Annotated in this window: 14 protein-coding genes; 3 read left to right on the top strand and 11 right to left on the bottom strand. The window is 50.7% G+C overall.

Annotation, left to right across the window (positions count from 1 at the left end; genetic code table 11):
• Positions 1–124 precede the first annotated feature (124 nt).
• The 11 genes from JUF10_RS00240 to JUF10_RS00290 form a co-directional block, all read right to left on the bottom strand.
• Complete coding sequence (locus tag JUF10_RS00240; protein ID WP_203640247.1) at positions 125–1,024, bottom strand: lysophospholipid acyltransferase family protein; 900 nt, start codon at positions 1,022–1,024, stop codon at positions 125–127.
• A 5-nt stretch (positions 1,025–1,029) separates the two neighbouring features.
• On the bottom strand, positions 1,030–1,968 hold the full coding sequence (locus JUF10_RS00245) for a glycosyltransferase family 8 protein (RefSeq protein ID WP_203640248.1): 939 nt from the start codon (positions 1,966–1,968) through the stop codon (positions 1,030–1,032).
• Between the two features lie 13 nt (positions 1,969–1,981).
• Positions 1,982–2,803 (bottom strand): glycosyltransferase family 8 protein, encoded by an 822-nt coding sequence (locus JUF10_RS00250; RefSeq protein WP_203640249.1) that lies wholly within the window; start codon positions 2,801–2,803, stop codon positions 1,982–1,984.
• Between the two features lie 3 nt (positions 2,804–2,806).
• Positions 2,807–3,550, bottom strand: coding sequence for a 1-acyl-sn-glycerol-3-phosphate acyltransferase (locus JUF10_RS00255; protein ID WP_203640250.1), 744 nt, complete (start codon positions 3,548–3,550; stop codon positions 2,807–2,809).
• Positions 3,551–3,745: 195 nt separating this feature from the next.
• Positions 3,746–4,720, bottom strand: coding sequence for an ADP-ribosyltransferase (locus JUF10_RS00260; RefSeq protein ID WP_203640251.1), 975 nt, complete (start codon positions 4,718–4,720; stop codon positions 3,746–3,748).
• 917 nt (positions 4,721–5,637) lie between these two features.
• Positions 5,638–6,309 (bottom strand): type 1 glutamine amidotransferase, encoded by a 672-nt coding sequence (locus JUF10_RS00265; RefSeq protein WP_203640252.1) that lies wholly within the window; start codon positions 6,307–6,309, stop codon positions 5,638–5,640.
• 39 nt (positions 6,310–6,348) lie between these two features.
• Positions 6,349–7,902: a TIGR03766 family XrtG-associated glycosyltransferase gene (locus tag JUF10_RS00270; RefSeq protein WP_203640253.1), complete on the bottom strand. Its 1,554-nt coding sequence runs from the start codon at positions 7,900–7,902 to the stop codon at positions 6,349–6,351.
• Between the two features lie 16 nt (positions 7,903–7,918).
• Entirely contained in the window at positions 7,919–8,290 is a 372-nt protein-coding gene (locus tag JUF10_RS00275) for a 6-carboxytetrahydropterin synthase (protein ID WP_236008112.1), read from the bottom strand.
• 5 nt (positions 8,291–8,295) lie between these two features.
• Positions 8,296–9,639: a TIGR03111 family XrtG-associated glycosyltransferase gene (locus JUF10_RS00280; protein ID WP_373301245.1), complete on the bottom strand. Its 1,344-nt coding sequence runs from the start codon at positions 9,637–9,639 to the stop codon at positions 8,296–8,298.
• A gap of 3 nt (positions 9,640–9,642) precedes the next feature.
• Entirely contained in the window at positions 9,643–10,260 is a 618-nt protein-coding gene (gene xrtG, locus JUF10_RS00285; RefSeq protein ID WP_203640254.1) for an exosortase XrtG, read from the bottom strand.
• 238 nt (positions 10,261–10,498) lie between these two features.
• Positions 10,499–11,146: a Firmicu-CTERM sorting domain-containing protein gene (locus tag JUF10_RS00290; RefSeq protein ID WP_203640255.1), complete on the bottom strand. Its 648-nt coding sequence runs from the start codon at positions 11,144–11,146 to the stop codon at positions 10,499–10,501.
• A 403-nt stretch (positions 11,147–11,549) separates the two neighbouring features.
• Between JUF10_RS00290 and JUF10_RS00295 the strand changes: the two genes are divergently transcribed.
• Genes JUF10_RS00295 through JUF10_RS00305 form a run of 3 tightly spaced genes read left to right on the top strand, consistent with a single transcriptional unit; the run spans position 11,550 to position 13,135 of the window.
• On the top strand, positions 11,550–12,098 hold the full coding sequence (locus JUF10_RS00295) for a DUF1697 domain-containing protein (RefSeq protein ID WP_203640256.1): 549 nt from the start codon (positions 11,550–11,552) through the stop codon (positions 12,096–12,098).
• Complete coding sequence (locus JUF10_RS00300; RefSeq protein ID WP_203640257.1) at positions 12,091–12,501, top strand: peptide deformylase; 411 nt, start codon at positions 12,091–12,093, stop codon at positions 12,499–12,501. Before JUF10_RS00295 ends, JUF10_RS00300 begins: the two co-directional genes overlap by 8 nt.
• 16 nt (positions 12,502–12,517) lie before the next feature.
• Positions 12,518–13,135 carry a sugar O-acetyltransferase gene (locus tag JUF10_RS00305; protein WP_203640258.1) on the top strand — a complete coding sequence of 206 codons (618 nt, stop codon included), beginning with the start codon at positions 12,518–12,520 and terminating at the stop codon, positions 13,133–13,135.
• Positions 13,136–13,176 lie beyond the last annotated feature (41 nt).

A 13,176-nucleotide genomic window follows, 5' to 3' on the forward strand; every position in this document is an offset into this window, starting at 1 on the left:
GTCATTCAGTCATTCAATTGATTGACTAGTTTAATTATATCGCTAACGAGTGAATGCTCACAAGAACCCGTCACATTGTTCCCAAAAAGCAGACAATCTAAGGACCACCAAGCATGGCTGATTTCTACACCAATCGTTGCCCTTTCTCTTCCGTTCTAACTGGCAAACGTTCACCCCGCCACCCCGCAACATCATCGGCTTCGAACCGATATGTTAGTGGCTTCCCGTAAGCCTTTTCGTAAGCCGCCTTTTTCTGCTGGTAGTCAATGGCCATCATAGCGCGACTATTGTCCCGCACCGACTTGTTTGGATCGGGATAGATTGGCTTGAGCACGTGCATGACGTAACGGGTCTGGTCGAACTCAGCATTGTCGACCCGCGGTAAGTCCACGATTTCCACGAAACAAGAGATGATGGGCACCCCGAATTTGGCGGCGTAGTAGTAAGCACCGCGCTTGACTGGCCGTGGCTTACGGTAATTGAACCACATTTCCTGTTCCGGGTAGATCAAGAGGTACTGCTTCGCGGCCAATACCTTTTCAACCAACTGAGGAAAGACCCGACCAGCATATTCCTTGTCATCGCTGATAGGAATCGTGTCGTAATAGCGCATGAGGTAGCCGATGACCCCGCCCATTTCCAAATTGGTATCGCGACTTACGATATACAGTCGCTTCTTGCTCGTGCGCTGGACCAATCGGCGAACGACCGTATTATCCAGCGGGTTAAAGTGATTACTGGTAATGATGGCGCCGCCGGTAATGTCCTTGAGATTGGCCACCCCTTCAAATGATGTCTGTCGGTTGAAATAGCGGGTCGCCAGACTGGCCACATGCCGCGACACGTGATTGTTCATGCGGTAACGCCACGTGCCATCCTGATGGAGGTACTGCTGGATAACGGCTCTCTGTTCAGACTTCGTAAAGACGGGATCATTCACTTCAACCTTTGCATTGAGATTGCCAGCCGCGGCATCTCGTTCGATGTTGGCGACAACTTTTTCCTTCATACCACCAATAATCATTTCGCTCACTCCAATTCTGTTCGAATCTGCTGAACACCATCACTGCTTGCCTGTGAAAACTTTTTAAGTTGCCCTAAGAGTCCTTGTTCTGTTGTACGGTCCTGTGCGTGTTGTTGGTCGGTGTAGGCTTGTTGAATCGCCTTGATTTCATCATAGTATGGGGACTTCGGCGCCAACTCCCAGAAATAAGTCCCATTCTGCGCGTCGCTGTAATGCCACGGCTTGCCAAACAAACTGTAGTGGAGAATTTTCGGGTTCTGAACTCGTGTCTGCGTTGTTGGCATCACATTCCAAGCCCGGTCCAATTTCAGCACGCGACCACGGCACAACAGGTTCAGATAGTCTTGGTCCGGCGCGATAAATTCGACATGATAGGTCGTTAGTAGGTGTATAAACGTCTCGTTGAATCGTTCCACTCGCATCTGCTTCAGGTTCATCAGCATCACGCCAGAATTAAAGTAGTCGGCGATTGGCAGCTGTAAATGGTGTTCCACGTATTGAATGCTCTGCGAATTGTCCGCGGCGAAGGTGTCTGCCACGGCCCCCACAAGGTTCGTACCCAAATCGTGATTGAACAAATCGGCAATGTCCGTTGTGGTCACGACATCCGCATCCAGATAGATGGCCTGGTCGTATTGGGGGAACATGGCGGCGATGAACAGCCGGAAGTAGATGGTTAGCGTGAAGGTATCACCCCGTAACTTCATGTGTTCACCCTGTAATGCGCTCAGACGGTCGGTCATCGGTACAAAGTTAATTGTCACGTTGGCGGTCGCTAAGCTACCCAACCGCTCCCGATTTTCTGGACTTAGGTCGTCGTATAAAACGTTTAGCTCATATTGGTTTCCCAGTGTGGCGTGGGTAACAATTGAGGTGATTGCCACGGACAAAAACGGGGCGTAGGCATCGTTGATAGAAAAGAAAATTGGAATTGGTTGGATCATAATAAAGTCCTCCTTATAGGGTCACAATTAGTTTTTGATAGTCGTTTAGAATGTCATCGTATTCGTGTAATTTTAATTTACTGTGCATTTCATCGACCTGCCATGGCTTGACTGTTAGCGTGTGCAGCCACGGAAAGAAGCGAAAACTCGTCGTAAAATGTTGAAAGACCGTGTTGCCTCGTAACCGCCGCTGTTCGTTGTAACGGCGTGGCAATACCCGTTTGTGTGTGACTAGCTTGTTGATTGCTGATTGATCCGGCATAAACATCTGTTGTGTCTGACACATGACGCGACAGCGGGCAAAGAGTCTGGTCCGTCTGATTTCAGCCAGGTTGAGCAGTAGAATGCCAGAGTTCAAGTAGTCGAACCGGTTCCAATGCTGATGAAAGAACCAGCGGCCGTAATGATCGAGGACCCCAGCTAGTTCGAGTCCCGTCAGATTTTGGTGATAAAACGGCTGACAATTCAAGCGACAGATGACATCGGTATCCAAATATAAAAGTTTAGCTGGCAGTTCAGGAACCTGATCAGCGTACAGCCGCAACATGCAGCACGGCGTAAAAATCGTGTCTCGGTTGGCCGTTGGTGGTGTCGCTGCGACCAGACCCGTGATGTCGATCAACGTCACATGATTTTCGGGATTGGTCGTCCGCACTAACGCATCGAGTTCCGTGGCCGTCCGCCGACTTAAGGGATCGTACTTGCGCGATTCATTTTGCATAAATGCTGTCAGAATATAAATGCTCAGCGGCTCCTTAGTCTGCTTCACTAGCGACAGAATTGAGATCAATAGCCCGCGCTTCATATTGGCATCCCCACAATAAAGAATATTCACCGCTTATCCCTCCTCATACTCAATATAAGTTGCATTGCTTGTGGCCGCGCGTTTCGTCATACACGCCTGAATCTGATCGGCCAGTTGATGTTGCTGTTGCTTAGGTGACAAGCTCCTATCCGGCTCAAATGGCCCGTCGACGTACGCAATCCGCTTGGGTCGTCGACGCCACCACCGTTTGCGATAGGTCACTGTTAAACAGTAGGCTGGAACCTGTGCCGCAATCGGAAAGTGAAAAGCACTCAGGTTGAACGGCCGAATTCCAGTGTAGTACGGCCACACGTGTTCTTCCGGATAAATGACCACCCAATCCCCGGCCAACAACTTTTCCGTGACCGTTGCGTTGAATACCTTCATCTGTCGGAAACGTTGTGGCGTTGGGAGCGCGCCGCCGAGACAAATCAGCGGTCCAATTACAGGGATTCCCAAGTTAGCCGGACTGGCTAGGACGTTAAATCGCCGCCGGTCACCTAAGTAATACGGCATCAAGACATCCCCAGTGGGTTGCGTGTGATTCCCGTACAAGACGTAGCCTTGCTGGCCAGCCGCCTTTAGCCGCCAAGCATTCTTGAAGGCCACGGTCCAATGGCAATACACGACGCTGATACCCTTCGCTAGAAGCCGAACTAGCCGCCGTTGCCACCATTTGCCTGGCTCCTGCCAATCAAAGTCTGGCGGTAAGCGATAGTCCTGATGACGGCTAGTCACCACATCATCATGAAAGGTGCGATAGCTAATGATCCGCATGATAGCTCCTCCCGACAAGTTAGTTTTAAGTGAGTGCTCAATTACTTTTATAAGTATAGTGATTACTCACTTACCACCATAAATATAGCACCTTTCTTTTAGAATGCAATAGATTTTCGTAAAAAAAGTGAGTGAGCACACACAAAAAGGACGCTCTGACAACACCCTTCCTGGTGTCAGAACGTCCTAGTCGACTTACTGCATTAAATTCAGTGTGACCAACTGATACGTGTAGCTTTCATGTTCAGTATGCGTCGTGGTGTGCTTCTTAGTCTTCATGTACAGGTGCTCCGTCGTATGCGATTTGACCGTCTGAACCTTGGTCACCACCAATTTTGCCCCGGGGTTCAATAGATATTCCTTTTCCCCCTTGTTCACAGAAATCGGGTCGATGTAGGCGCCATGATACCCGACTGGCAAATTGATTTTCAAAATGACCTTGCTGGCAAAACTCTTGGCGATGGTCGTATTCAGACTGGTTGAGGAGAACGCGGCGTCCTGGTACACAGCGCTCGGCTTCACAGTCTTTTTACCTACCGACAGCTTCAATCCGGTCTTCGAGGTTCCACGGTAAACCGTCAGCGGCTTCGTCAGCTTGAAGGATTTCAAACTGGTCCGCAACGACTGAACGCGGCGTTGGGTCTTCTTGCTGGCCTGCTTATTCGGATTCCGCAAGGCAGCATTCATCTGCTCATAGGCATCACCGGTATAATCACCGACGACCTTAACCTGCTTAGCACTCAATTTACCGGCCCACGCCTTGGACTGCTTGACCAGCCGCTGGTAATCGGTCTTGGTCAGTTTGACGGCCTTGTTGCTGTAGGTGACCTGTGCTGGCCCGTTGACAAATAACTGCTGATCACTGCCGGCCACCTTAACGACATCGCCACTTGCCTGCTTCTGTAGAACGGTCAGCGCCGTGTTCTTGGGAACGACGACCGTTTCCGCACTCTGGGTGTTAGCGTCGGTCATGACCAAGGCCTTCACGTCCTGATTGGTCACCAACTGCTGGGTCCCCCGCGACGTGGACGAATTGGTCTCACTGGTAATCATGACAAACGTTGGCTTGCTACTCTTCTTGGCACTCGCCGTGGTGGTCGTTGCGGCCACCCCACTGAATAACGCTAACCCCAAGCTTGCCACCACAAAAAAGCCCTTGTATTTCATCATTAAAAACTCCTCCTCTGAAGTAACGTGCCCGCCGAAATTCCCCGTCAGCGGTCAACCATTTAACTTCGAAAATGATTATACCATAATAGTGTGCTGCTTGAACCGTTAATCCTAAAAACTGATTAATGATTCTCGGTCAAGCTCACGTTAAGTATGGTCATTAGCATCAGAGTGGGCCTAACTTTTTGCTCGGTTTTGGCTGTTGCCGCTACAATCTCAGGCGTTTAGTTAGACTTAATCCCTGATCATTTAGACCAAATTAACTAAAAGTTGGAAATCCTAAAATACCGTTCATGCCTGTTCTAGCAACAACAGTGGGACTAAAACTAGGCAACCTGGTGGTCCCTTCGCCTTGCCAGCCGGCAGATATGGGCTGGAACGGTGCGAACACAACTTGAAGCCTCAAAAGAACCGAGTCTACAAGCTTGGTTTTCTACTAAGCAGGCAAGAACCGCCAGCTAAGTAGAACGACGCGCCTGAGCCCATATCTGCCGACCTCTCGGCTTACATAGTGTTCTCAGACAACGACAATCATGACTGTAGCAGCCGTTATCGATTGGAACAAAAACTCTAAGTCTCCACATTTTCCGACTGTTATCGTGGTAAAACACAATCAGAGCCGGAGGAGGACAAGGATGCAGCCAGCCGTGGAGGTGCTGTTAGCTGGCGATTTTTCAGCCGGCTTACAGCACGGGTGACTTTGGAGACACGTGATCTTCGTGGCTTCAAATCGAGCGAGAAGACTGGTGTTCTTCCAGCCTGAAGCGTCCCCACAGCAGGCGGAATCCTTGGCAGCCGGAGTGCGACCAATTCATACTAATTTAACGGTACGACTTCTTGCTAATATTAAAACGACACAGGTATTCCATCTTTCACCCTTTAGTCAAAATAAAAAAGCACGAGTCCACGACCCATGCTTAATTCAGTTCAGTTATAAAATTCAACAGCTGATAGAGAACCAGCTGATTCTCCGTTGGCACTGGCTGGGCAAGAATATCCGCGGGCGTTTGACCCAACACGGATCCGGCAATGTAGTCCCCATCGTTCACGACCATTTCGCGAACGTTGTCGGCCAGGGGTTCTAGGTGGAACTGAAGGCCAAGGACATTGCCGTTGTACAGGTACCCCTGATTACGCACGTGGGCGCTGGAAAAGAGGCGTTGGGCACCGGCCGGGATTTCAAACATGTCCTCATGCCAATGCAGGACGTTCAGTTGACTTGGCAGCCCTGGAATCACGTTACTCTGACGGGTCACGGGGGCCCAGCCAACCTCCTTGGCGGGCGCTTTCCCCACCGAATAGCCCAACTGCTTGCTGATCTGTTGAGCACCGAAACACGCCCCGAAAATTGGCGTGTGTGTCGCCAATAACTGTTTGATTAAATCCCGTTCCGCAGCAATCCACGGCAGGTTATCGTTTGGACTGATTGGCCCACCTAAGATGACCAACAGATCCGTTTCGGCCGCGGTCGGTAATTTTCCAAACTGTGCTGGATGATAGACGAACATCGTGTGGTGATTGGCGTGAACCCAGTCACGAATGGCGCCGGGACCTTCATCGGGCGTGTGTTGTAAGACATTGACGCGCATGGCATCGACCTCCTCACTAAGTTGGGACTATTATACGCCTCACATCGGCAAGTTGACCCAACTAAACAATCGGCGGAGAACATTCAGCGACCGCTCGTATGACAGCGTCGCCAGCAAAAGGAAGGCCGGTAAGTACTGAATCAGATACCGACTCCGCCCACCTTCAAATAACAGCAGAAAGAGGAAGCCCCCAATCATGGTCAAGCGGAGGAATTGCGTCACCTGCCGCCGGTCACTCCAGGCAAAGAGAATCATCAGGAGCCAGACGATCCACCATACCTGCGCAACGTAGCGAAAGTCACCGAGGTTCGTCCCGTACAGGTAAATGAAGTTCCGCAACGTGCGGCCAAAGCCACTCCCTTTCGGCTTCGTCCCATCCAGGATAAAGTGTCCTTCCTTGATCCAGGCAAACGACCCGTCCGCCGTGTTGTTCCGTTGCTTCTCAATCAGAAAGACAAGGTAGCCCCAGAATCCGCGTTGCTTCAGGCGCTTCAGGTACATCTTGATCGACCAATCCGACCGCGCCTTTTTGGTCGGTAACTGCGCCATCTTGAGGGCATCCTTGGCGTTGTAGCCCCCCTGACCAGAGATCCCCATGCTCATGAAATGGACCGCAGGGATCGACCGGGCCGTGTTGATTTTAATATAGGTTTGCGTATCAAGCACGTGATTGCCCGCAACGTAGGCACCCAGACCACTGCCACCACTCAACAGTAAGACGGCAATAACTAACACCAACCGCTTGCCACGCAACTGCTGCCAAGTCGACCGCTTTAACAGGGGCAGGCCTTCAACTAAGACAATGGCGATGACCCCCACAATGGCTGAGGGTTTCATGAAATAGGCCCCGGCAACGGCCAGCCCAAAGCCGACCGCCGCCACCAATTTCCACGCCCCGGGCACGTGCCCATAGCGCATGACACAATAACAGAGCACGTAGGCGGACACGAACGGCAACACCCAGGCATCGGTATAGGGCACGATGATCATGGGAAATAGCGCCAACCAGCCAGCGTGAATGTACATGGCCGCTGGCACTTTTCGCCGACTGAGGACCGCCACGCAGAGAATGTTCAGTAATGCCGACAGGTCCGTTAAAAACAGTGTGACCCAGTCGAAGAATAGCCATGAGGTCGTATGGAAGGCCTCCGCTAACCAGTGCTGCATCAGGAGGATCGGCAGGTTGTTCGCGTTTTGGCTGAAGTAAGACATCGTGTTCACATTTTTCGGGTCGATCAGCGCCTCATGAATCGCGTTCACATCGAATCCAATGACCGGGTGGACGTACAGGACAAACACGATTTGCCAAAGAACCGTGGCGGCTAAGAGCACACTAGCTGTCACGGCCTGATGTTGAACGAAGAGCCATTTAAAGGCCCGGGAAATCTTAGGGTAGCTGAATCCACAGATGATGATGGCGACCGCCGCGATAATGAAGAACGCTGTCACTAAAGTCGTGCCACTCCCAGTCTTCGCGTTGTCCCCCAGAATAATATTGGGCGACGTGATGGCGAAATAGGTCGTCAGCAAGAAGAAAAAATAAAAGAGGTTGTGGATCACGCGCTGGCCAAAGTTGAATAGTTTTTCCGTCATAGGAACTCCTTACGGCTTAGTCGTCCGTATGCTGAATGCAGTAAAACCGGGTCGGTGATTCCCCCACTTCCAGCCGCATTAATTTTGCCTGGCTCTTCGCGAGGACCGCCGTCAATTCTTTATAGAAGTAACGCGTGATGTTTTCCAACGAGGGATTGATCTTATCGAACGGTGGAATTTCATTTAAGAATTGACCAGAGTACCGCGCGGAGACGCCCTTCAAGTCGTCTTCGATATCATTGAACCGGACCAGATGTTCCGTGTCCAGTTGAATCTCCGTGATGACTTCCCAGGTATGATTATGTTTCTGACCAGTCCCTGATTCCCAACGCATGGCATGACTGGCATTGATATATGATTTGATTTTATACGTATGGATTTCACCCATCAGACTCACTCCTTCTTCTTTTCACGCAAGCTACGAATATCCCCCCGCACAATCTTGACGGCCGATTGCACTTCAGCGGTGAAGGTCGCCGTGTTCCAAACTCCCGGCAACGACATCGAATTGATGACACCAATCAAGCGAATCCAGGAGACGACAAAGTTATACAAGGGCAGTGACCAGATGACCCAGCTCACACTCTTATAAAATTTCAGTTCCAGTGGAAACGGGCGTAATAACCGGCCCACACTGATAAAGTTGATCGCCGACACAAAGACGTACAGCAAATAGATCACCACGTACGAAAATCCCAGCACCACCGGTGAATAGCGGAAGAACAGCAAAACGATGCTGGCAAACATCCAGATCATCTTGGGGAAGACGAAGGTGTGGTCAATCATCATCCGTCGCACCAGGAAATTTTGGAAGAACTTGCCAAGCTGCGCGTCATGATGCATGTATTCCTGTGACACCTCAAGTTCTCCGCGCATCCAGCGCTGGCGTTGCTTGTACAACTGTTCGACGCTAGCGAGCGGCTCGATGTAGAAGATGGCATCGGCACACAACATGACCTTACGCTTCAACCGTTGCCGCACCTGAAAGGTCATGTCGGTGTCCTCACCGACCGTACTGGTATTGTACATGAAGGTGTCAAGCAGCGTGTCCTTGCGAAAGGCCGAGAACGCCCCGGACATGGTAAACAGCTGATTGTTGTCGGATTCGATGGTCCGACCAGACAAGAAGGCCTGTGCGTATTCGAAATATTCGGTCTTCTGTAGGAACCGTAACCAGTGACTCTTAGTCGTCTTGATCAGGTTTTTCTGCGTCAGAATCGTCCCGGTCAGTGCCGCCAAATCCAGATCATTTTCAAAGTGTAAGACCATATTCATCAGCGCATGTTTCTCGAGGACACCGTCACTGTCGATGTTGATGATATAGGTTCCGATGCACTGATAAATGGCGCCGTTCAGCGCTTTGGCCTTTCCTTGGTCGGTCCGAATCAGCTGCATATTCAGGTTGAAATGGTTCTGCGCCCGAGCGTAGGCACTGAAACTGTCATCGGTACTCTGATTGTCGGCCAGGACGATCTGCATGTTGCTATTGGGAAACGTGGAGTCGTTGATCGACTGTAGGCAGGCAAACAACGTGTCCTCCGAATTGTAGACCGGCACGATGATCGAGATGAATGGCAACTTGGCTGGCGCTGGTAGCTGTTTGATGTGACCACTACGGATGATCAAGCGCACCGCCGAAATCAACGACGGTACAATTTCGACTACGATGGGAATCATGGCCCAGGTAATCCAGAAGCCCATTTGCGTTAACGTTAAATTCAGTAAGTAATCTAGCAAGACTTAACCTCGTGAAAGACGCTTTTTGATAGTAAGCACGTGTCGTTTGAAATTGGTATAGAGACTCTGTGAGAGCTGCGAATACGTGAAAACATTGTAGTACAGCATGATGATCAGTAGGTAGAAAATAATTCGCCCTAATAGGGTATGGGCCATGAAGAACCACTCGGCCCCGCCAAAATAGACGATGACAACGACGATCATCAGCCGGATCACATTTGATAAATAGATCCACAGCGCCCCCATCACCAGATAGAACACCTTTTCCGGACGGCCGTACGTTGGGTAAAACGCCAGTAGACTGGCGAAAGCAGTCGTTTCAATGATGCCGGAACATTCATAGTCGATCGACATGGTAATCGGGTTCATGCCGTTGCCGATGTAGACGATGCCATACTTGGCAAAGACCCGGCACCAGTGGGTCAGATGTCCCAACCCGGAAACCCCGTTGATGACGGTATGCGTTAAAAACCAGACCCAGTAAGGGTTTCCGAGGGCAATTAAAATAAAGAACAGGCCAACGCTCCCCACGATAAAGTAGTACGCGGAAAGCCGGGCCCGTTTTAAAATTGAAATCGCATAAAGCCAACCGATCATGCCAAACAGTAGGTAGCTATTCATTCGAATCAGCCCCTGGCCCCTTAACTTGTCGACCAAGACCAACCGGTATTCCACTGCCATGGGCAACTATTTTAGATTTACACATCGCGCCGCCACCTGCCTTCGTTTTTGACTTCTATCGGCACATAACCATTAATGGATTAACTAGTTGTGGCAACACTTCCAGTTAGTGTTTGAAAGTAAGTCCCCAACATTGTTTCACCAACATTTCCAATTAAGTGTGTGAGCGCTGATGCCGTTAAGCAAGCTTTCGTCGGCGCCGGGTGATTTGAACGACCGCCACGATGGCAATACTGAAGCCAATGGCGACTAAAATGACGCCACCAGTGCTCCCACCGGTCGTGGTCAACGTTTGCCCGCCCAGGTCAGAATTGCTGATAGAGATATTCTGGCTGGAAGTGGCAACCACGCCCAGGCCAGCAAACGGTAGACTCATTTCGATCACGTCGTGGTTCCCGTGACTATCTTTGGGCCGGGTCATCATGGCTTGGGCGCCGCTGATGGCACTTCCGTTGGCGCTGACACTAACGGACGCACTCTTGCCGGCTCCTAGTCCCCTGGCCTTACTGATGGAAATGTCGTAGGACTTCTTGCCGACATTCAGCGTAAAGGATCGGCTGGGCAGGCTCAGATAGCCATGTCCGCTGTCGTCGGGATCCATGTTTAGGTAGAAATAAATGTTGCTGTCATCGGCGACCAACGACCCCTTTGCACCGTTGCTAAAGGTCGTCGTTGGCTTATCATTCCAATCGCCAAAGCTCCCATCAATGCTGATGTTGAGCTTACTATTCGCACCAGTATCACCGGCCGCATATGCGGCAATTGGGCTACTGCCAAAGAATGCTAAGGCCAGACAAGCTAAAATAATGAATAACGATTTACGCATCTGTATCTCCTCCAATTGCCAGTACCGTCATTAGCTAATTCATACATTAGATTAACCTTTTAGTCCACGATATGGTTAAGCCAATTGTACGCTGATTGTTTGGGAAGAGTAGCGTCGTTTTGGCCGATGTGTGTAGGCGTTTTAAGGTTCGGTTAAGGTCTGCTTAAGTTGAGGATATGCTTTTCTGAAAGTGGTCGATTTCGTGCTGGATTTCTTAGAAAGTGAGCACGAAATCTTGCGTTGTCGTGTAAATGTCATTCAGAAGCCACTCTCTTTTCAGTAAAATAAGTAGACAATAGAGAGGACAAAAGGGGCCAGAGGCTTTTTGTCCCAGGCCCGGAATCTCGGTTAAAATGGCAGTGCTTAACATGCTATACTAGAACCTAAACTGGAGGTGCGTTCCGTGAATTATCTCTTACTCCTGCGGGGCATCAACGTCGGTGGCAACCACCGTGTCCCCATGGTTGTGCTCCGCAACTTACTGCTGGAAGCCGGCTTTACTAACGTGCGGTCCTACATCAATAGCGGCAACCTTTTTCTGACTAGCGACCTGTCAGCCCCTACCTGTGAGGAAAAGGTGGCGCACGTGTTGACCACTAATTTTGACTTTTCCATCGACTTTCGACTGCTCAGCGAACCGGATTTTCTGGACGACCTCGCGCAAGCACCGACTTGGTGGGGTGCCGATCCCACATTACGGCACAACGCTCTGTTCAAACTGAACACCTATACGCCGGAAAATGATAGCTGGCTCACGAGTCAGGTCACCGCGGACTACGACCAGGTGTTGGTGACACCCAACGTGATTTTCTGGACATCCACCCTCAAGGTCAACTTCAGTCGCTCATTTTACGCGAAAATCGCGGGCACCCCATTCTATAAGCAGACCAGTGCCCGCAACTACAACACCACAACGAAACTTAAACAACTTTTGGAGGCTTCCCATGATTAAAACCGTCGTTCACGACCAAGCTCGTTTAGCACAAAAATCCCGACCCGCAACTAAGGCCGACGCCGCTACTGTCACCGATTTACTCGATACGCTTAAGGCCAACAGCGAAAATTGCGTTGGTATGGCCGCCAACATGATTGGCGTCAACCTGCGGATCATCGTCGTCGACATGGGCGTGATTCCCGTGGCCATGGTCAATCCCGTCATCACTAAGAAATCTGGTGCCTACGCTACCCAGGAAGGTTGTCTGTCGCTTCCCGGCGAACGGCCCACGACCCGCTACCAAAGCATCGACGTGGACTTTTTAAACCAAAATTTCCAAAAACAACACCAAACGTTCACTGGCTTCGTGGCCCAAATCATTCAACACGAAGTCGACCACTGTAATGGCATTATTATTTAAGGAGTGTCCGAAAAATATGCTAGAAGAAGAAAAAAAGATGTTAGCCGGTAAACTGTATGACCCCACCATTCCTGAGTTGGAAGCACGCCGGGTAACCGCCCACGCACTCTGTCAGGAATTAGGACAGACGCCCGAAACCAGTCCGCGGCGCCAGGAGATCCAAGACGAGCTGTTTCCCGACAAGCCGCAAGGGCTCTTCGTTCAAGGCCCAGCCTTTGTGGACTACGGGACCCACACCCATTTTGGCAAGGACGTTTACCTCAATGCCAACCTGACCATCCTGGATACCTGCGACGTTATCATTGGCGATAACTGTATGATTGGCCCCAATGCTAGCTTCGTGACCCCCATGCACCCGTTGCTGTCGCGGGAACGCAACCTAAAGACGCGGCCAGATGGCTCCCAATACGACCAGGAGTATGGCAAGCCGCTGACCGTTGAAGCCAACTGCTGGTTAGCCAGTAACGTGACCGTTACCGGTGGCGTCACGATTGGCCACGACAGTGTGATTGGTGCCGGGAGCGTGGTCACGCGTGACATTCCCGCTAACAGTCTAGCCGTTGGCAACCCCTGCCGCGTGGTGCGTGAGATTACGGCGGCGGACGCGATTAAATTAAAACCAGAATTGTACTAAAAAAGAGGCGATGTGGTCGCCCCTTTTTGATTTCTCTCTAA

This window comes from Levilactobacillus andaensis, assembly GCF_016861695.1.
GTDB classification, from domain to species: Bacteria; Bacillota; Bacilli; order Lactobacillales; family Lactobacillaceae; genus Levilactobacillus; species Levilactobacillus andaensis.

Excerpts from the sequence above, each read along its gene's own strand:
- JUF10_RS00290 (WP_203640255.1), bottom strand. The coding sequence starts at position 11,146 with ATGCGTAAATCGTTATTCATTATTTTAGCTTGTCTGGCCTTAGCATTC.
- JUF10_RS00275 (WP_236008112.1), bottom strand. The coding sequence starts at position 8,290 with ATGGGTGAAATCCATACGTATAAAATCAAATCATATATCAATGCCAGT.
- JUF10_RS00305 (WP_203640258.1), top strand. The coding sequence starts at position 12,518 with ATGCTAGAAGAAGAAAAAAAGATGTTAGCCGGTAAACTGTATGACCCC.
- JUF10_RS00260 (WP_203640251.1), bottom strand. The coding sequence starts at position 4,720 with ATGATGAAATACAAGGGCTTTTTTGTGGTGGCAAGCTTGGGGTTAGCG.
- JUF10_RS00300 (WP_203640257.1), top strand. The coding sequence starts at position 12,091 with ATGATTAAAACCGTCGTTCACGACCAAGCTCGTTTAGCACAAAAATCC.
- JUF10_RS00240 (WP_203640247.1), bottom strand. The coding sequence starts at position 1,024 with ATGATTATTGGTGGTATGAAGGAAAAAGTTGTCGCCAACATCGAACGA.
- JUF10_RS00255 (WP_203640250.1), bottom strand. The coding sequence starts at position 3,550 with ATGCGGATCATTAGCTATCGCACCTTTCATGATGATGTGGTGACTAGC.
- JUF10_RS00245 (WP_203640248.1), bottom strand. The coding sequence starts at position 1,968 with ATGATCCAACCAATTCCAATTTTCTTTTCTATCAACGATGCCTACGCC.
- JUF10_RS00270 (WP_203640253.1), bottom strand. The coding sequence starts at position 7,902 with ATGACGGAAAAACTATTCAACTTTGGCCAGCGCGTGATCCACAACCTC.
- JUF10_RS00265 (WP_203640252.1), bottom strand. The coding sequence starts at position 6,309 with ATGCGCGTCAATGTCTTACAACACACGCCCGATGAAGGTCCCGGCGCC.
- xrtG (WP_203640254.1), bottom strand. The coding sequence starts at position 10,260 with ATGAATAGCTACCTACTGTTTGGCATGATCGGTTGGCTTTATGCGATT.